Genomic DNA, 19,764 nt, shown 5'->3' on the forward strand with positions numbered 1-19,764 from the left:
TTATGATGGAGTGAGCCTGAAGAAAAATAGATGGTTTTCTTTCTATCTATCGACCGCCGCCACAGTTGAGACTTGGCACGAAGTAGACAGTCGGATGCTTTTTGATGCGTCTGTCTAAAACTGTTGGGAGTGGACCAGAAGTAGGAAATCGAATGATTGAATTTGACCAAGTTGAGGCCTCATCTTTTTAAGACGCAGTTTGATGCTTTTCAACACACAGTTGAACATTAGCGAGTAATTCTTTGACTAGATTAATCAATTTGATACTTAGTCTCTATAACCATTGTTTTATGTCGCTTAGCCATTGTGCATGTCATTAAACAAATTTACCAAGTTTATACTAGCCAAGAGAAGGACAGCCGCTTATAAAATCAGAAGGATTAAATTTTCATAAAAATCGCTCAGTGGTACTAAGTGGAGAATGAGAATGCGAAAGAAGGAGTATTAATTTAAAATTGGGAAATCATCCCAAAACATTGTCTGTTTAATTAAATAAATTATCAAAAGTGGGGCGATGGTCGTTTTCGAAGTGCGATAATAAATTAGCATGCCCATGCATTATTAGAGAGCGTTCTTTAGATAGCGCTCACTTTGTGCAATATGATATAATATAAGTATGAGAAAATGAATAAAGTGAGGTTAACTAATGATGAATATTGCCTTAATTGCCCATGATCAAAAGAAACCTATCATGATTGAATTAACTAAAAAATACTTAGATGTGTTGAGTCAACATACGATTTATACTACGGGAACTACCGGTAAAGTAATCAATGAAAAAACAGGGTTAGTCGTCAATCGTTTAAACTCAGGTCCATTAGGTGGCGACCAACAAATTGGTGCGATGATTTCCGAACAAAAAATTGAATTGGTTATCTTTTTACGTGATCCATTGGCAGCACAACCGCATGAACCGGATGTCAATGCGTTAATTCGTTTGTGTGATGTCTATAATATTCCTTTGGCCACGAACATTGGAACGGCCGAAGTATTACTAAATGCGTTACCATTAGTAGAAGCAGTCGAAGAAGGCGCCTTATAATGATAAAAGGTGGTATTGATTATAGAAGGTGACCTTTAAGAATATAAATCGCCCTTTAAAGTATAGAAGGCGGTATCGGATTATAAAAAAATAACGGCAAATGGGTATTCCAATTAAGGAATGCCATTTCCGTTAAGCCTGTTGTTTTATAGTGTGTATCTATCATAAAGGAAGGACTAATTCATCATCTTCGGGTTCACCTAGGACTTCGATAATTAAGCCATGTGGTAAGCAAATTGCAGTTTGACCGGGGCGTTTTATCCAACCGGTCATAACACCGATTTGGTCAGGAGAATTATCTTCTTTAATGCGAATGTGGTCACCCTCACGTTCGATAATATTGTATTGGTTATCGCCTGGATAATAAGTCTTTTGAACGTTTTCGGCTCCTTCATATAATTCGAAACGATCGACTTCTTTTCCATGTATTTTGACAATGGCATAATTGGTCACTTCTGGTTGCATTGAATATTGAATCGCAGTGACAATGGTTGGTAAAAAGGAGAGAAATAAAGCGAAGGCAATTAAGATATAATCCCATGGTTTTAGAAAAGTAATTATTTTTTTCATTCTATCACTCCTTTCATTGATCTTACTTGTTTATTGTATACAAAAGAAACATTTTTTGCTAGCCTTTTGATGAAAATTTTGGTATCATATTGTGTGTGCAACTATTAGCGCTATTAAATTAGGAATAGTAAGGAGATTATATTTATATGAATTTAAAAGCAGAATTAAGAACAACTACCGGAACTTCAGCTTCTCGCAAAGCACGTCAAGAAGGTAAAATTCCAGTAGCAATGTATTCAAAAGGGGAAGAAACCCAATCTTTATTAATCGATCGTCGTGAATTCGAAAACATCTTGAAAAAAGAAGGTGTTAACGCGGTATTTAATGTTGACATCGATGGTAAAACACAACAAGTTTTAATCAAAGACTTTGTTAAAGCTTCATTAAAAGATGAGTTCTACTCAGTAGACTTACAAGCTGTTTCAGCAGATGATAAATTACAAGTTGAAATTCCAGTGGTATTAGTTAACGAAGAAACTGTTAAAGAAGGTATCGTGGACTTATCATTAACAACTGTTTTAGTTGAAACAACACCAGCAAACATTCCTTCATCATTTGAAATTGATGTTACAGGTATGGAAATTGGTGACGTTAAATATGCTTCTGATTTAGAAATGCCAGCTAATGTTGAATTAGTTACAGATGCAGAAGAATCATTAGTGTCAGTCGTAGCTCCAACTGAAGAGCCAGAAGAAACAACTGACGAAGATGAAGTGGCGGAACCAGAAGTAATCGGTGAAAAAGAAGAAACAGAAGAATAATTTCTAGTAGGAAATGGAGGTTGGGGCGCAAGTCTCAACCTTTTTTATTGAAAGGGGGATGGTGATGGTAACAGCAAGTGCTCAGTTAAAAGAAGAAATCATTGCGGCCGCAAAAGAAATTGGCATCGATAAAATAGGTTTTTCAACAGCTGAACCTTTTGCTCATCTGAAAGCCTCACTTGAGGAGCAAAAAGCTAAAGGTCATACTTCAGGTTTTGAACATCCTAATATCGATGAAAGACTTTACCCAGAATTAATTTTTGACGGACCAAAGTCGATTATATCGATTGCTTTAGCTTATCCGAGTCGGATTAAAAATCCTTACCCTCAAGATCGTGAAAATCGCCGAGGAATGTTTGCCAGAGCATCATGGGGAACGGATTATCACCATATTTTACAAGATCGTTTGGATAAGTTAATTGCCTTCATTAAGACCAAGACCGAAACGGCTAATTTTAAACCAATGGTTGATACCGGCGAATTAATTGATGTGGCAGCTGCTCAAAGAGCGGGTCTAGGATTTATTGGTAAAAATGGTCTGCTGATCACCAAAGAATTTGGTTCTTATGTCTATTTAGGTGAGATTATTACCGACATAGAGTTTGAACCGGATACCCCCGTTGAAAATGGATGTGGGGAATGTACCCGATGTATCGATGCTTGTCCAACCAATGCTCTGCTTGGTGATGGTCGAATGAATGCCCAACTTTGTCTTAGCTATCAAACGCAAACCAAAGGTTATATGCCGAAAGAATTTCGTCGGAAAATCACTCATGTTATCTATGGGTGTGACATTTGTCAAATTGTCTGTCCTTATAATCAAGGCATTGATTCACACATTCATCCAGAAATGGAGCCAAATCCTGACCAAGTTCAACCCTTGTTGAAACCGATGTTAACAATGTCGAATAAAGAATTTAATGCTAAATTTGGTGAAATGGCCGGTTCTTGGCGTGGGAAGAAACCATTACAAAGAAATGCGATTATTGCATTAGCTAATTATCGTGACCGTACCGCTTTACCATTATTATTAGAAATAATGGAACAAGATCCAAGACCGATGATAAGAGGTACAGCCGCTTGGGCGATTGCACAAATTCAACGTTATTACAATGTTTCAATGATACAATGCGTGGCGGATCAATTGGAGAAGGAAACCGACCCCGAAACAATACAAGAAATGACTGAGGCTTTACAAACATTAAAGAATAAACGGATGCCTCGAGATGAGAAGAAAGTAGAGTAATCAATGAAAAATCATATCGCCTTATTTGAACCTTTAATGCCAGCCAATACCGGTAATATTGCCCGTACATGTGCGGCGACGAACACGGCCTTACATTTAATCGAGCCTTTAGGTTTTAGTACCGATGATAAAATGTTAAAACGTGCTGGGTTAGATTATTGGCACAATGTTGAAATTTATTATCATAAAAATTTAGATTCTTTCATGGAATGGTTAGGTGAACGTCGATTATATTTAATCACAAAGTTTACCCCTCATGTCTATAGTGAGGTGAATCTAGCCGATGAAAGTATTGAAGAACAAGTGTTTATCTTTGGTAAAGAAACAACGGGTTTACCAATCGAGTTTATGGAAGCACATCAAGATCAGTGTTTGCGGATTCCGATGAATGATGAACATGTGCGTTCTTTAAATCTATCTAACACCGCTAATATTATTATTTTTGAGGCTTTACGCCAACAACAATTTAAAGGGTTGGAGAAAGTTCACCATTATCGTGATACTGAAAAAGCACGCCAACTAGAGTGGTAATACAAAGAGTGAGGAAAAGAAATTGCAGAACAATTGTTTTTGCATCTTGTCCACACTCTTTTATTATGTAACGGAAGCGGCTATATCATTATGCGACGAAACGAATCTACAATTGTGTAACGAAAATGAGTCTTTAATGTTGCAACGAAAACGAGTCTTTAATGTTGCAACGGAAGCGAGTCTATTAATATAAGACGGAATGGAGTCTATCATTAAGTGATGGAATCGAGCCTTTTTATTAAGCGAGTGAAGCGAATTTTTATTAAGCGAGTGAAGCGAATCTATCATTATACATTGTAAGCGAGTCTATCATGATGAGATAGAGCAGAAGAATTGAAAATCATCTGATTTTCTGCTACTTGTTCACTTTTATGTTATTGTTCTTCTTGTAGCAATATGGTATGATAGCAGTAATCGGTTCCTTAGCTCAGCTGGGAGAGCACTACCTCGACAAGGTAGGGGTCGCTGGTTCGAACCCAGTAGGGACCATAAAAGTAACTTGTTTATACAGTTCAATAAGTTCTCAACGAAAATTCCTGATTCTTCGTTGAGGGCTTTTTTGTGTTATGTGTTGGTGGAATTTAAACTTAAATTTTCTGCCTAAATAATATCGAATCTATCTGAATTTTATGTGCAAAACATTAAACTTGTTTTTAAAAGAGCTTTAATCTACAAGTTATCTCGATTCACTACGATTGAGATCAATATTCAAAAACGATTAGAACAAAGTGCACTGTGAAGAAGCCACACACCATAAGCCAACCAAACATCATTATACAAAATGAACCGGAACTTGACTTTCATTAGTAGATGATTATAATTAAAGTAACAGATTCGAGTAGTAACTAAGGTATTTGTCTAGAGACGTGATGGTAGGTGCAAATCACGCAAATTAATTAGTGAATCCACGAATCGATATGCCTATGAAAACAATTTATTGAGTAAGTAGTGCCGGTAATCCCGTTAACGATTTGATTTGAGAGCAAGTATGATTATCATATTTGAAATCGGGTGGTACCGCGAACAGAGCCTTCGTCCCAGATAGTGGATAAGGCTCTGTATTTTTTTATACCTAAAGAGGAGGAAGCGATATGTTAGATCGTAAAGTATTAAGAGATAAGTTTGAAGAAGTAGCAGCTAAACTTGCTACCCGTGGTGTAGCTCGTGAGACTTTGGATGAGTATCGTGAATTAGATATTCAACGCCGTGAATTATTAGTAGAAGTAGAACATTTAAAGCAAACGCGTAATGCTGTATCAGGCGAAATTGCCCAATTGAAACGCAATAAAGAAAATGCTGATGGAAAAATTGCTGAAATGAAAACATTAGGAGAAATCATTAAAGAAAAAGATGAAACTTTAACGGCTATTGATGAAAAGTTAGAGTATATTGAACATCGATTACCAAACATTCCTCATGACAGTGTACCTGTTGGGGAAGATGAAGAAGATAATGTGGAAATTCGTCGTTGGGGTGAACCTACCCAATTTGATTTTGAACCATTGAATCATTGGGATATTGCGGAAAAACTTGGTATCTTAGATTTTGAACGTGCCGCAAAAGTAACCGGTAGCCGCTTTGTTTTCTATAAAGGATTAGGTGCTCGTTTAGAACGTGCAGTCTATAATTTTATGTTAGATACTCATACTGAAAAAAATGGTTATACTGAAATGATTCCGCCTTATATGGTCAATGATCAATCAATGTTTGGAACTGGCCAATATCCTAAATTTGTTGAAGATACATTCCAATTAACTGATGAGCGTGGTTTTACTTTAATTCCAACAGCTGAAGTGCCATTAACGAACTATGTTGCGAATGAAATTTTATCGGAAGACCAATTACCAATGAAAATGACAGCCATGTCACCTTCTTTCCGTTCTGAAGCGGGCAGTGCGGGTCGTGATACTCGTGGTTTAATTCGTCTACACCAATTTCATAAAGTAGAGCTTGTTAAAATTGCTCATCCTGACCATTCTTATGAAGAATTAGAGGCCATGACTGCCAATGCAGAAGGTATTTTACAAGCGTTGAATATTCCGTACCGTGTGTTAACTTTATCAACTGGCGACATGGGCTTTTCAGCAGCGAAAACTTATGATATTGAAGCGTGGATTCCAGGACAAGATACTTACCGTGAGATTAGTTCATGTTCAAACTGTGAGGCTTTCCAAGCGAGACGTGCTAAAATTCGTTTCCGCGATTCAGAAGATCATGTAGTATTAGCTCATACTTTAAATGGATCTGGCTTAGCTGTTGGACGTACAGTGGTAGCTATTTTAGAAAATTACCAACAAGCAGACGGTAGTGTGAAAATTCCAGAGGTGCTTGTTCCATATATGGGCGGGGTTACTGAAATTAGATAAAAATGTAATAAAACAAGCCTTTGTATCAATGTTTTACAGAAGCTTGTTTTTATTATTGGTCTTAATTTGGTCTTAAAAGATTATTCTTCTCTATCAATTATGGGTATTAACTAGCTTCAATCGCTTGTTACCAAATTGATAGAGTTTTTATTTGTGATAATTTTGATTGGAATGTAAATTATTTAAAAAAGGTTAAATTTTAAATTTTTCATTTGTAATATACCATAGATGATTTATAATAGGCTTATAAGATAGTATGGGAGGGTTTGCAATGAATCGAGGACTGAAGCTTTTAAGGAAAGTCAAAGGCGCATGGGTTGCAGTGGCAATGATATCTGGGTTTGTGGGAGCCGGCCAAATTGTATCAGCCGAAGAAACTGTATCAGAACCAACTGCAGTGTTAGAAGAAAACAATATTGATGAAGATCTACGAGAATCGGTTGAAGCCGAAGTTATCGTTCAATCAGAGATAGGCGTGGTTGAAGCTGAAGTAGCGGAGACAACCGAAGCAGAAGTAGCGGACACGACTGAAGCACTAGTAGCGGAGCCGACTGAAGCAACAGTTGAGGAGACGCCCGAAGTAGAAGTAACGGAGCCGACTGAAGCACTAATTGAAGACACAACTGAAATAGTAGCCGAGGACACAACTGAAGAACCGGCTGAGGACATAACCGAAGCAGAAGTAGAGGAAACGTCCGAATCACCAACCGAGGATACAATCGAAGAAACAAAAGAAGATAAGATTGCTGACTTAGATGAAAAAATCAAAGAAAAAGAAGTGGAATGTCAGACATGTGAAATTCAAATGGTTGAATTGAAAGCTGAGATTACAATAAAGGAACGTGAAATCGCAGAACTTGAAACAGCAATCAAACAAGTTGAAGAGCAACAAGTAATCGATGAAGCACACCTTACTGAATTAAAAGAACGTTTAGCCAATGTTGAACAAATCCGTGGTGAACTAGTTGCGAAGCAATCAGAATTGACTACTGAAGTGGCAAAGACAGCATCCGATTTAGATGCGAAAAAAGAAGAACGGGCTTTATCGGAAGAACAAAAAAAACAAGCTGAGGCAGATAAAGAAACAACAACAGCAGAATTAGCGGCCGCTAATAAGAATTTAGCTGACAAAAGAGCTACTTTAGATCGTTTAACCAGTCAAGGCGTCGCTACTGAAATTAAAGCCTTAGAAACTGAAAAAGCAAAATTAGGACAAGAAATTGAATCCCTTAGCCAACAAATTGCAGACTTACGAGCTCAAAGTGAAAAGAATGCTGATACCGCTGCGATTGATGCGCGAATTGAAGAATTAATGGTCGCGATGGATGAATGGAAACGGGTCGCTGATGCACTACAAGCACAAAAGGATCAATTATTAGCCCAAAAATCAGACTTGAATGATAAGATTAATCATTATCGGGATTTATTAGGCACTCCACCTGTAGTAGGCGAAAATCGTATTTTAATACCCGCTGAATTTACGATGGAAAATATTTACAAATTATATACGGGTGAAATGTCTGGAGCTGAATTTGATGCGATAACCAAACCTTATTCACAATTAGAAGGATCTAAAAATCAATTTGTGATGAATCCTGGTGATCGAGAACGTATTGTTCCAGATATTAATAAGGTTAGCGATCAATTAATTCAAGAATTAACGTTCTATTCATTGGATCTCATTAATCAAATTCGCCAAGCAGTTGGTATTTCTCCTTTAGTGGCCAATTATAGTACCATTAAATTTGCTGATGATATTGCCAAACGCTATGTTAATGATGCCTATACATTTGCGCAAAGTCGTCAAGATATTGAGAATGGAATTAGTGCTGCTGGACATTATGATAAGGCCATTTCTGAAGAAGCTGGTAATAATGGTTTAGATGATACTTATGGCAACTTTTATGAGAATCTAGGCTGGGGTTACATGGAATATGAAGGTCAACATACAGAGACCGGCGGTGGCGAATTGACGGAAGATGGCTATGTGAATGTTCCAGTGTCAAATATTAAGCGTGCCATTTATTCAAGTATTTTAAATATGTTTTTTGACGATGGTGGCGAACCGAATTATGGTCATTTATATTCATTGATTGGATTAAATGAGTATCTAACATATAAAGACTTCGAAGCCGTAAATGGTCATTATAAAGAGAGTGAACCTGAATGGTATAATGAACAATTAGCCAATATTGCGAATGATGCAAAAGGGCACTTTGGTTTCTCCATGGGGAATGTTAAAGAGGATAACTATTATCAAACACGTCATCATTTTATTACGGTAACCAAACCACAAGTTAGAGATGAAAAGCTATTTGATCTTAATGCTGATTTTACATTAGATTCTGTTGGTCAAGAAAATGAAGAAGTTGAACAGCTTTTAAATGAAACTTTAGCTGAATATGAGAAAGTAAATACAGAGCTTACACAAAATGACAATAAAATAGAAGCCAACAATGCACATGGCGCACAAGTAAAAGCTGAGCGTGATGCTTTAGCTGAACAAAAGGCTCGAAAAGAAGAACTAGCAGCAGCACAATCAGCGCAAGCGGATCAACTAGCAACAACCCAAGCGTCAAAAGAACAACGATTGGCAGAAGTAAATACTTTATTAGAGTCATTGTCAGAAGAAAATGCTAACTTATCACAAGCGATTGCAGAGGCACAAGAAGCAATAGAAGAGGCAAAAAATAATCAAGCGTTACAAGAGTCTAATTTAACAATAATCAATGATTTTATTGAGCATTTGAATGTTAAAATTACTGATTTAACTGCAACAATTAAAGAATTAGAAGCAACACATACCTTGATTACGACTCAGGTGGCTGATGTGGAAACAGAAATAAAAGTTTTGGCTGATTTACCTGCATTAATCGAACAACAACAACAAACGTTACAGGCTCATGCATTTCATTTAGCTGCATTATCAAAACAATTGAATGACAAAGAAGCTGAACTCGCTCCATTAAAAGAGGAATTAACAGCTTTAGAAAAAAATTGTGAAGAACTAGCGGATAATTTAGCTGAATTGAAAGAAAAACGTAAACAATTAGTGGCTTCAATAAAATCTAAAGAAACTGACAAAGAGCAAAAAGGAACTCAAACATCTGTTAAGAAGAGTGCTGTCTTACCTGAAACAGGGGAAAAAGACCATAATGTTTTACCGGCAGTTACTATTTTATTAACAACAGGATTAGGTTTCATTACCTTATCTAAACGTAAAGAAGACGCATAATATAAAAAAACGATTGGCCGAGGGTCAATCGTTTTTTATAGTTAGGGATAAATTGCAGTCATTCCTGACATTCTTTCTTGTAGGCGAAAGGACGCCACTATCACGATAATTGATTTTATTTCTTTGAGAAGCTCTTTCTTGTAGGTTAAAAGACGCCACAATATTTTTGTGGTTAAACTTTCAACTGCTGAATAACAAGCAAAATAATAAGGATGACTATAATAATAAACCGTGCACCAATTCGATTTCATCAGCATTTAAGCCCAACGAAACAAAGTAGTCTGCCACATCAGGATATTTAGCGGTAAATAATTGATCCAAGCCTTCCATAATCTCCGGATAAGAATGATAAATATTTTGCTGATGCCCTTCTTTAATAATACGTTCATCATATTTAATGTAACCATAACTTACCTGATAATCCGCCACGATTTCTTCAATTGGGACGCCCGCCATTTTTAATAACAAATAACTGATGACACCAGTTCGGTCCTTACCCGCACTACAATGAACTACCGCAGGTAAACTATCTGGCTGAATCAATTGTCTAAACAATTTCGCAATTTCATCTTTAGCTTCTTCTAAATATTCCATATACCGAAATTTCATAAAGTAAGGATCATCGGTTGTTTTACTCATTTCTAGTGAACGCCCAGCATCGGCTCCACCGCTTAAATTAATCGTTAAATAGTGGGGGACTAACTTTTTAAACTGATTGGGATGGCGTTCAATCTCTTTTGGCGAACGCAAGTCGAATATTGTTTGAATCTCCAAGTCTTTCATTTTTTCGACATCGGCTGCTTCATCAGCAAATAACATACTGGAACGATAGATGCGTCCATTCTGTGTTAATTGACCCTTCATCGTATTAAAATCTCCTAATTCACGAAAATTGACAATTCCTTTAAATTTAATTCTTTTTCCCATCTAATTTCACCTCCATAACAGAATACCATATGAAAATTACTTATAAAACTATTTACATGATTTTTACATAGATTTACAAAACACTTACAGGAACTTTATTTTAAATTGTCCTGGATTCGATAAAATAGTCTTATCAAATCATTTTGGAGGATTATCATGTTTAAACTTAACAAATTAGTTTCACTTTTTGGTTCAACGATTGCTTTAACGGCTTTAGGTTCTAATTTATTAATGAATCCAGTGGTAGCGGGCGCGGAAGATTTAGCTGGAGAATTTACTTTATATACCTCACAACCTGAAGAAGATGTGGCAAAATTAGTGGAAGCTTTTAATGCAGAATATCCTGATGTGAAAGTGAATGTTTTCCGTTCAGGAACAGAAGAAGTGATTTCAAAATTACAAGCTGAAAAAGAAACGGATAATGTATTAGCAGATGTCTTATTAGTTTCTGATAGCTTTACATTTGATAATTTAGTAGAACAAGATTTATTGCAAGCCTACGAATCACCAGAATTAGCGGAGATTGATCCAACGTATGTGGATGATGAACACTACTATACGGGTACTAAAATTATCGTAACAGGTATCGCAGTTAATACCGATATGGCAGACGCTGAAACGATTAAAGGATTCTCTTCTTTAACGGATGAATCATTAAAGGGTCAAGTGATGATTCCGAGTCCATTATATTCAGGCGCAGCATCATTAAACTTATCTATCCAAGTACAACAAGACAATATTGGTTGGGCTTTCTATGAAGGCTTAAAAGCGAATGATGTCTTTGTAGGGAAAGGAAATGGAACGGTTCGCGATGCGTTATTAAATGGTGAAAAAGCGGTTGGTCTTTTAGTTGACTATATGGCTAACCGTGCAAAAAATGATGGCGCACCAATTGAATTCATTTATCCAGAAGAAGGAGCTTTATATGTTACCGAACCCATTGGCTTAATTAAAGATACACCAAATCAAGCAGTAGCAGAAAAATTCATTGACTTTGTTTTATCTGAAGCCGGTCAAAAAGTAGCTTCAGAAATGGGGTATACACCGGTACGTAATGGGGTGGAAGCACCAGCAGGATTGAAAGGTGCGGATGAGATTTCTCCGATTGAATTTGATGCAGCAAAAGTCATCGAAACTCGTGATGCAGATAAAGAACAATTTGCTGAAATGTTCGGTGCGGGTGAATAATTTTAAAAAAAGGAAATGATAGTGGATGAATAAAATAAATAAGTCAATCCAATCGTTCTTAATTGGAGCGCTAGGGATTTTCATATTTATTATGCCATTACTGACCTTATTTGCTTTGGCGTTTGAAACTGAGGGCGGTTTTAGTCTTCAGAATTTCAACGCCATTTTTAGTTCTTCACGTAGTGGATTGGCGATAAAAAACACCCTCATCGTAGGGGGTGCTTCTACAGTATTAGCTTTTCTATTAGGTGGACTCTATGCATTTATGGTGGCATATACAAATGTGAAATATAAAAAATTATTAGAGATTTTAATTATCTTACCGTATTTAATACCGGGTTATATTGTAACATTAGCTTGGACTTCTTTGTTTTCAGGCAATGGTGTTATTAATCGCTTACTAATGCAGCTTGGTTTACCAAAAGTTAGTATGTACTCCTTGGGTGGGATTATATTTGTTTTAGGTGTTAGTAATGCCGCCCTCGTTTATTTAAATTTAGTCGATGTGTTAAGAAAAATACCACAAGAACAAGAACAAGCTTCTCAAGTGGCGGGATATGCTTTAAAAGAAACCTTAATGAAGATTAATTTAAAGAGTGTGCGAGGTCCCATTTTAAGTGCTGTAGTCTTATCGTTTTTAAGTGCTATTGATAACTTTGCTATTCCCATTACTTTAGGGACTCCCGGTGGTATTAGTGTTTTAAGTACTTATATCTATGAAAAAGCCATTGGTTTTGGGCCCACTAGTTTTAATGAAGCCTCAGCTTTAGCGATAGTGTTGTCTAGCATTTCATTAGCAGCTGTGTTGATTCAAAAAAGTTTAACCTTGCATGAAAAACCGCTTGAATCACAACTGGCTAGCTATCATCATCGCGTGACTTTAAAACCTGTGAAACGTCGGCTTTTACAGTTTGTTTTAATCGTCCTATTGATGATATTAAATATTATTCCCCTCATCTTTATGTTCTTGTCATCTTTACATAAAGGTTATGTGCGATCGATTTTTGATGTATCACATATGTCACTAGCGAATTATCAATTCATTTTAACGACACCGGGGATGTATTCAGGCTTCTTAACAAGTTTATGGTTAACCTTAAGTTCATTAGTGGTGTGTTTATTAATTAGCGTGTGGGTCATGTATATGAAGAGTCGCTATCAACTTAAATCAGTCTTTTTTGTAGAAACGGGAGCCTCTTTAACCTATTCAGTCCCAGGTATCGTGTTAGCGTTAAGTATGATTTTTTATTGGGGGAAAGTCCCTAATGTTTATGGAACCATGTTAATACTGTGGATTGCTTATGTGACTCGATATGCTTTGTTATTAATTCGTGGTAGTCAAACCGCCTTTATGACGGTTGGGCCTGAATTGGAAGAGGCAGCGATAGTTTCGGGTTCGAGTTCTATTGAAAAATGGTTTAAAATTATTTTACCTATGATTCGTCAACAACTATTATCGAGCTCTTTCTTAATGATTGTAGGAGCCTTAACCGAGTTGACCTTGTCCTCGTTATTATCAGCCGCTAATTCAAAAACCATTGGGCTAACAATTTTTGCTTTACAAACCGGCGGTGATAACGCGATTGCACAGGCTTATTCGGTATTATTAACCTTATTAATTTTAACCATTTTAATGATGCGTAGTCGTTGGGAAAGCAAGGAGGGTGAGAGCAAATGAGTCAATTAGAAATAAAAAAATTAGTGAAGCAATTTGGCAATTTTACAGCTCTTAAAGAAATTAATTTGGAGATTCAGCCGAATGAATTTATTGCGATATTAGGTCCGTCTGGGTGCGGGAAAACTACGCTATTAAGATCGGTAGCAGGGTTTGTTGAACCGACGGCTGGCTCAATTCGCTTCAATAATCAAACATTTTACCAAGATAAGCAAGTATTGTCGGTTAATGAACGTCAAATTGGCATGGTCTTTCAACAATTTGCCTTATGGCCTCATTATGATGTTTATCAGCATTTAATGTATCCCTTAAATGCTAAAGAAAATCGTCAACAACTTACTAAACAAGAAAAAGAAATGAGAGTCAAAGAAATATTAGAATTAGTGGAATTAAGTGATTTCAGTCATCGTTATCCTCATGAACTATCAGGTGGGCAAAAGCAACGAGTGGCATTAGCGCGAGCGATTGTTGCAAAACCAAAATTATTATTGATGGATGAGCCTTTATCTGCGTTGGATGCCCATCTAAAAGAAAGCATGGTACGAGAAATTAAAAAAATTCACCAAGCGTCGAATGCGACCACATTATATGTTACGCATGATCAAAAGGAGGCGATGGCCTTAGCAGATCGAGTGATAGTAATGAACCAAGGTCAAATCGAACAATTTGATACGCCATATAATTTATATCATCATCCTAAGACTGAGTTCGTTGCACGTTTTGTTGGTAAAGCTCAACTGATTAAAGGCATCTGGAAGGGCGAACAGTTTTATCCTAACCAAGCGGTCAATGGTGCCAGTTGGAGCGCTCCGCATATTGATGTGCATTTTAAACAACTTAACACATTGCCAATCTTACCCGAGCAATTTGAATTACGTGACTATCACGTTCAAGGAAAAGGCATTGTCGGCAAGTTACTTGATCAACAGTTTTTAGGACGTGAGACTCAGTATGGTATCCAATTAGAAGATGGTCAAGAATTAATTATTTCAAGTAATCAACCACAAGCTTTTAAAGTAAATCAAACTGTACTTTTAAATTTTAAAGGTGGTCAAGCATCATGAAGCTTCATTTACATGACAATCAATCCTTTCAAATTTTACAAATAACCGACTTACATTTAAAAGACTATCCATGGAATCATGCTGACGAAAAAACTTTAATTAATATTAAGGAAACTGTAGCAAGTTACCGACCAGATTTGGTTGTTTTTACTGGGGATATGATTTGGGCTACATTAAGCAACCAGCCTTTGGTCAGTTATCAGCAATTTATCACTTTTTGTCAGAGCTTAGCGGTGCCGATTGCGATTACTTATGGTAATCATGATACTAATAATCCTGATGTTAGTCGACAAATCTTACGTGAAATGGAATTGCAGATTGATTTATTAGTAGAGAAACAGCAAGTCATGATTGTTCAAGACCGTGAATCCTATATTATTCCAATATATGATGAACAAAGGAAAGCGATGAAATATGCGTTGTTTGTGCTTGATTCAGGTGGTTACAATACGCAATATGATGGACGCTATGATTGGATTTTACCGGAACAGATTCAATGGTTTAATCAATGTTCACAAGCATTATTAGAGCGGGGAGAAGTACAAGAGACATTAGTTTTTCAACATATCCCATTGCCAGAGTATTTTGAAGCCTATTATCAACAAAAGCCACGTAACGCAGTGACAGAGGATTTTTTTCGCGTCGATGCTCCTAGTTTAAATACTGGATTTTTCGCTCAATTAATCTTTGATCCATTGGCGACTACTTTATTCGTTGGACATAATCATAATAATAATTTTGATGTAAATTATCGTGATTTTCGCTTAGTTTTTGGACAAGTATCGGGTTTTGGTGCCAATGCTATGGTCAGTCGTGGAGCCCGCTTAATACGCTTAACATCCCATGGCGTTCAATCGGAAATTATTGAGTTTTAGTTTACCATCATAAGTCCTCTGTTACTGTTATTTTAAATAATGTATTGGGAAATAATTTAATAGCCGCTGATTTTTTAAGCTCCTAATGGGTTGACAGTTTGACATTAAGTCAGCATTAAATATTTTTATGTGAGAAGCAATTTGTTGTTAACTCATTAATCTAGATTGCATAACAAAAAAACTGAGCCAACGAGCTGACCCCCAAAGGTTAGATTTTTGTCTAACCTTTGGGGGTCACTGCAAATGATGAACGTTACTCAGCTTTTTTATGATTTAATTATTCATCATCGTTCATATCATCGACGTCATTATCATGATGATCATTTGCTTCATCGACGATAACTAAGCGGGTGCGTTTACGGTTATTAGTACGAACACTGTAAACAATCGTACGGATTGCACGTGCGACACGTCCTTTTTTACCAATGACACGACCGATATCTTCTGGGTTTAAATATAAGTGATATTCGTAGAATTCATCTGTATCTACTTCTTCAATTGTTAATTCTTCAGGGAATTCGATTAAAGGTTCAACAATAGTACGAATTAATTGATTAATATTTGCCATCTAAATTCTTCCTTTAAAGTTTCATTTCTTATTGAAGATACAACAAGATTTCTGTTTTATAATAGCATAGAAACCCTTTTCGGTCAAATTAAGATAGTCGACGAAATAGCGATATAATATAGTGTTTTAGAATAAAAACCATAATAAAGACAATAAAACTGACGACCGCTACCATACCCGACATGGAAACATTAAAGCGGATGGCTAACTGATAGCCAATGGCACTATTAATACAAGCAATCATCGCTCCCAAAATCAGTAATTGTGGGAAACTTTTGGCATATAATTGAGCGCTTAATGCGGGTGCAACCATTAAGGCAATAACTAAAATAGCACCGACACTTTGAAAGGCAATTACGCAGTGTAAGGCCACTAAAGTCATTAATAAAAAATTGATTAAGGAGACTTTGATATTGGTTGTTTTAGCAAAAGTACTATCAAACAAAATCAGTTTTAAAGGATGGTAAAAAAAGAATAGAAACAATAGGATGATTCCCAGTAAAATCGTATTTTGAATCAAAGCAACAGGGAAACTATGACCCAATAATTCGACTCGATTTAAAGGGGCAAAGATAATTTCTCCTAGTAAAACGGCATCGATATCCAGATGAACATTATCAAAGCATTTAGAAATTAAGATAACCGCTAAAGCAAAGAAGAAAGTATAGATTATTCCGATAGCCGCATCGATTTGAATATTAGTTTTATAGGTTAACCATTCAATCGCATACACCGTTAAGACACCAAACAAGGTTGCTCCGATAATCAGTAGTGGCGAGTCTAAATTTTGGACTATAAAATAGGCTAAAACAATCCCTAATAAGATAGTATGAGAAATAGCATCGGCTACCATGACGGTTTGCTTTTGAACTAATATATTACCTAAAAGGCTACTTGATATCCCCACTAATAATAAAATCCATAATGATTCAATCATTTGCTTCACCTCGCTTTAATAAGGTACTTTTTGGACCGATAATGAGGGAGAGAATGGTCATAATAAATAAACAGAGAACGACGGTCGGACCAGTGGCTAATTTTTCAATAGTGGTACTAAGGTAAGTGCCGCCTACCGCTGCGATAATCGAAGCAATACTGCCGATAATCAATACCTTTTCATATTGATTGCTCCATTGTAAGGCAATAATAGTAGGGGCGATTAATAAACTACTTATCAGTAAGGCACCTACTGCTTTTAGTCCAACAGCAATAATCACAATCGCTAGTAATAAATTGAGAAATTTAAAGAATGGGACATTGATGCCAATGCTAGTGGCAAAGTCTTTATCGAATAATACAATTTTTATTTTCGGATAGTGAATCAAAAAGACGATGATAGTAAAGATGGCTACAATCCCGATAGTAATCACATCATCTCTCATTAAATAGGCTGCTTGACCCATAATATAATTATTAAGACCAGCTTGTGCTGTTTTAGCAAAGTTTGGATTACCTTGAATATAACTCATTAAGACCATGCCTAATCCAAAAAAGGATGAAAGAACCAATGCGAGAATACTTTCAAAATGAAAAGCTTTTTCGCGGCTTAGCCAGTGGATAATGACGATTGAAAATAAACTAGCAACGACTGCTCCCATTAATAAAATAATGGGATGACGTTGTTGAAAAATCATATAGGCAATGATGACTCCCGGATAAGAAGAGTGACCGATTGCATCACCTAATTGACTTTGTTTTTCTAAGACCAAGGTGCTCCCAACAATTGAGCTAGCAACAGCCAGTAGACTCAGCCCGATGGCGACCACTAAATAAAGGTAATGATTATTCCATAAGATGCTCATGTTTATTCGCCTCCAGTTGTGAGTGTTTGATGCCATAGTAGGTTAAATCCAGATTGTCTTTGGTTAGCACTTCGTCAATGGGTCCTGCTGTGATTAGTTGTTGATTAATCATGACAACATAGTCGAAATAGTCTTTTAATGTTTCTAATTGATGATGCACGGTAATACTTGATTTATTTTGTTTTTGGAAATCATTTAATTGTTGCATAATCAGTTGTTCACTGGTGCGATCAATACCTGCTAGTGGTTCATCAAGAAAATAAGCCTGTGCATCTTGAGCAATGGCCCGTGCTAAAAAGACTCTTTGTTTTTGTCCACCAGAAAGTTGGTTAATTTGACGATCTTTTAAATCGGTTAATTTCATGATGGCTAACGCTTGTTCCACTTTGTCTTTCTTTTCTTTAGAGATGGGTGAAAAGATAAAGCGATTGCTGCTGACACCCATTTTAACCACATCTTCAACCGTTGTTGGAAAGTACCAATTCACATTGGAGCGTTGGGGAACATAAGCAATGTGTTGACGACTTTCTTTAATCGTTTGGTTTAGTACGCTCACTTGGCCGTCATAAGGAATTAGACCAAGACAGGCTTTGATGAAAGTGGATTTACCGGCACCGTTAGGACCGATAATGGCAATCTTTTTATTTTGCGGTAATTGTATATTGAGGTTGTTTAAAGCTTTTACTTTATCATATTGAACAGTTAAATCGACTGTTTCTAATAGAGGATTCATATAAAGCGCTCCTTTCAAGCAAGATGATGAATAATGCAAAAATAAACGAGTGGGGAGCGGGCACTAAGAGAAGTGTATGTTAAACTCTTTTGTCCACTTCCGCACTCGTTAGTTAACTAAAATCTAAAAATTATTTAGCTAAGTGTTGAATAATGACATTAATATTATGTTGATACATCGCGATATAATTATCGCCAGGTTGCCCTGCAGGTGCTAATGAGTCAGAGAATAAGGCTTCGTCTTCGTTCATTACCACTTCCACTGAACCACCTTTTGCTTTAACAGCTTCTTGTAATTTTTTCATTCTATCCGGATTAGTGGTAGACTCTACAAAGATTGCTGGTACTTTATTATCGATAATAAAATCAACAGTTTCTGAAATTTGTTGATTTGAAACTTCAGAATCGGTACTAACACCTTGTGGGGCATAGACGACAAAATCATTACTTTTGGCAAAGTAGTTAAAAGCATCATGTGGGGTAACTAAGTTACGTTGTTCAACCGGTAATTTTTCTAGTTCTGTAGCGACCCATGATTTTAATTGGTCTAGCTCATTTAAATATTGTTCGGTATTGCGTTCGAATGTTTCTTTTAATTCAGGGAATTTTTCTTGTAAAGCATTGCTAGCGGTAATAGTTGCTTGTTTATATAAATCAATATCAAACCAAAAATGCGGGTCGATTTCTTTTTGACCATCTTCTTCCATTTCTCCGATTTGATCTTCTTTAAAATCTTTCGTTACTGCCACACCATATTGTTCTAAAACATCCACCATTTTGCCTTCAAAATGCAAACCGTGATATAAAACAATGTCAGCTGTTGAAATTTTATTTAAATCTTGCGCTTTCGGTTGATATAAGTGTGGATCACTGCCAGCTGGAATTAAAAGCTCTAGCTCCACTTCATCACCCGCGATATTTTGAACCATATCTGCTAAGAAAGAAGTAGTGACCGTCACTTTTGGTTTTTCATTAGCACTGACAACTGGGCTCCATAATCCCAACCCTATGATAAACGACAAAATACTAAAAATAATTCTTTTCATTTTAAAATCTCCTTTTTAGGCATACCTAATTTATTTGTTGACTATAGTATATAATGTCATAAAAAACAAATCAATAGGTTTGCCTAATTTTTTTTAGGTTCAATCTTAGTGTAAAATAACTGTTGGTCAGCTAAAA

General features: G+C 36.3%; 17 protein-coding genes, 1 tRNA gene and 1 other annotated feature. Of the genes, 11 read left to right on the forward strand and 7 right to left on the reverse strand.

Annotation, left to right across the window (positions count from 1 at the left end; all coding sequences use genetic code 11):
* Positions 1–649: 649 nt before the first annotated feature.
* Positions 650–1,042: a methylglyoxal synthase gene (gene mgsA / locus HMPREF2811_RS01480; RefSeq protein ID WP_071407810.1), complete on the forward strand. Its 393-nt coding sequence runs from the start codon at positions 650–652 to the stop codon at positions 1,040–1,042.
* A gap of 162 nt (positions 1,043–1,204) precedes the next feature.
* On the opposite strand, the gene HMPREF2811_RS01485 is transcribed toward mgsA, so the two are convergent.
* On the reverse strand, positions 1,205–1,612 hold the full coding sequence (locus HMPREF2811_RS01485) for a NusG domain II-containing protein (protein ID WP_066124325.1): 408 nt from the start codon (positions 1,610–1,612) through the stop codon (positions 1,205–1,207).
* 146 nt (positions 1,613–1,758) lie between these two features.
* Here HMPREF2811_RS01485 and HMPREF2811_RS01490 point away from each other — a divergent pair, with 146 nt between their 5' ends.
* The 6 genes from HMPREF2811_RS01490 to HMPREF2811_RS01515 all read left to right on the forward strand — a co-directional run bounded on the left by HMPREF2811_RS01490 (position 1,759) and on the right by HMPREF2811_RS01515 (position 9,751).
* Entirely contained in the window at positions 1,759–2,373 is a 615-nt protein-coding gene (locus tag HMPREF2811_RS01490) for a 50S ribosomal protein L25 (RefSeq protein ID WP_071407796.1), read from the forward strand.
* Positions 2,374–2,437: 64 nt separating this feature from the next.
* Positions 2,438–3,619, forward strand: a complete 1,182-nt coding sequence (gene queG, locus HMPREF2811_RS01495; RefSeq protein ID WP_071407797.1) for a tRNA epoxyqueuosine(34) reductase QueG — start codon at positions 2,438–2,440, stop codon at positions 3,617–3,619.
* Positions 3,620–3,622: 3 nt separating this feature from the next.
* On the forward strand, positions 3,623–4,150 hold the full coding sequence (locus HMPREF2811_RS01500; protein ID WP_071407798.1) for a tRNA (cytidine(34)-2'-O)-methyltransferase: 528 nt from the start codon (positions 3,623–3,625) through the stop codon (positions 4,148–4,150).
* Positions 4,151–4,566: 416 nt separating this feature from the next.
* Positions 4,567–4,639 (forward strand) — tRNA-Val (locus HMPREF2811_RS01505).
* 330 nt (positions 4,640–4,969) lie between these two features.
* Positions 4,970–5,193 (forward strand) — a binding site (T-box leader).
* Positions 5,194–5,241: 48 nt separating this feature from the next.
* Positions 5,242–6,516 (forward strand): serine--tRNA ligase, encoded by a 1,275-nt coding sequence (gene serS, locus HMPREF2811_RS01510; protein ID WP_071407799.1) that lies wholly within the window; start codon positions 5,242–5,244, stop codon positions 6,514–6,516.
* Between the two features lie 271 nt (positions 6,517–6,787).
* Entirely contained in the window at positions 6,788–9,751 is a 2,964-nt protein-coding gene (locus HMPREF2811_RS01515; protein WP_071407800.1) for an SEC10/PgrA surface exclusion domain-containing protein, read from the forward strand.
* 216 nt (positions 9,752–9,967) lie between these two features.
* Here HMPREF2811_RS01515 and HMPREF2811_RS01520 read toward each other — a convergent pair whose 3' ends face one another.
* The gene (locus HMPREF2811_RS01520) at positions 9,968–10,678 is read right to left on the reverse strand and encodes a tyrosine-protein phosphatase (protein ID WP_071407801.1); all 711 of its coding nucleotides are present in this window, start codon (positions 10,676–10,678) and stop codon (positions 9,968–9,970) included.
* A gap of 156 nt (positions 10,679–10,834) precedes the next feature.
* Here HMPREF2811_RS01520 and HMPREF2811_RS01525 point away from each other — a divergent pair, with 156 nt between their 5' ends.
* The 4 genes from HMPREF2811_RS01525 to HMPREF2811_RS01540 are packed head-to-tail and all read left to right on the forward strand — an operon-like array spanning position 10,835 to position 15,480.
* Positions 10,835–11,866: an ABC transporter substrate-binding protein gene (locus tag HMPREF2811_RS01525; protein WP_071407802.1), complete on the forward strand. Its 1,032-nt coding sequence runs from the start codon at positions 10,835–10,837 to the stop codon at positions 11,864–11,866.
* A gap of 25 nt (positions 11,867–11,891) precedes the next feature.
* The gene (locus HMPREF2811_RS01530) at positions 11,892–13,544 is read left to right on the forward strand and encodes an ABC transporter permease (RefSeq protein WP_071407803.1); all 1,653 of its coding nucleotides are present in this window, start codon (positions 11,892–11,894) and stop codon (positions 13,542–13,544) included.
* A complete protein-coding gene (locus tag HMPREF2811_RS01535; RefSeq protein WP_071407804.1) occupies positions 13,541–14,605 on the forward strand; it encodes an ABC transporter ATP-binding protein in 1,065 nt (354 codons plus the stop codon). Before HMPREF2811_RS01530 ends, HMPREF2811_RS01535 begins: the two co-directional genes overlap by 4 nt.
* Positions 14,602–15,480 carry a metallophosphoesterase gene (locus HMPREF2811_RS01540; RefSeq protein WP_071407805.1) on the forward strand — a complete coding sequence of 293 codons (879 nt, stop codon included), beginning with the start codon at positions 14,602–14,604 and terminating at the stop codon, positions 15,478–15,480. Before HMPREF2811_RS01535 ends, HMPREF2811_RS01540 begins: the two co-directional genes overlap by 4 nt.
* Positions 15,481–15,757: 277 nt before the next feature.
* Here the strand turns inward: HMPREF2811_RS01540 and HMPREF2811_RS01545 are convergent, their stop codons facing one another.
* From HMPREF2811_RS01545 to HMPREF2811_RS01565, 5 genes are all read right to left on the reverse strand, one after another.
* Complete coding sequence (locus HMPREF2811_RS01545; RefSeq protein ID WP_071407806.1) at positions 15,758–16,048, reverse strand: KH domain-containing protein; 291 nt, start codon at positions 16,046–16,048, stop codon at positions 15,758–15,760.
* Between the two features lie 88 nt (positions 16,049–16,136).
* Positions 16,137–16,985, reverse strand: coding sequence for a metal ABC transporter permease (locus HMPREF2811_RS01550; RefSeq protein WP_071407807.1), 849 nt, complete (start codon positions 16,983–16,985; stop codon positions 16,137–16,139).
* Positions 16,978–17,850 carry a metal ABC transporter permease gene (locus HMPREF2811_RS01555; RefSeq protein ID WP_071407808.1) on the reverse strand — a complete coding sequence of 291 codons (873 nt, stop codon included), beginning with the start codon at positions 17,848–17,850 and terminating at the stop codon, positions 16,978–16,980. Before HMPREF2811_RS01555 ends, HMPREF2811_RS01550 begins: the two co-directional genes overlap by 8 nt.
* Positions 17,831–18,583 (reverse strand): metal ABC transporter ATP-binding protein, encoded by a 753-nt coding sequence (locus HMPREF2811_RS01560; protein ID WP_066123620.1) that lies wholly within the window; start codon positions 18,581–18,583, stop codon positions 17,831–17,833. The genes HMPREF2811_RS01555 and HMPREF2811_RS01560 overlap by 20 nt, the downstream gene beginning before the upstream one ends.
* Positions 18,584–18,713: 130 nt before the next feature.
* On the reverse strand, positions 18,714–19,628 hold the full coding sequence (locus HMPREF2811_RS01565; RefSeq protein ID WP_066123624.1) for a metal ABC transporter solute-binding protein, Zn/Mn family: 915 nt from the start codon (positions 19,626–19,628) through the stop codon (positions 18,714–18,716).
* Between the last annotated feature and the right edge of the window lie 136 nt (positions 19,629–19,764).

The sequence above is a fragment of the Globicatella sp. HMSC072A10 genome (assembly GCF_001811625.1).
GTDB lineage: Bacteria > Bacillota > Bacilli > Lactobacillales > Aerococcaceae > Globicatella > Globicatella sanguinis.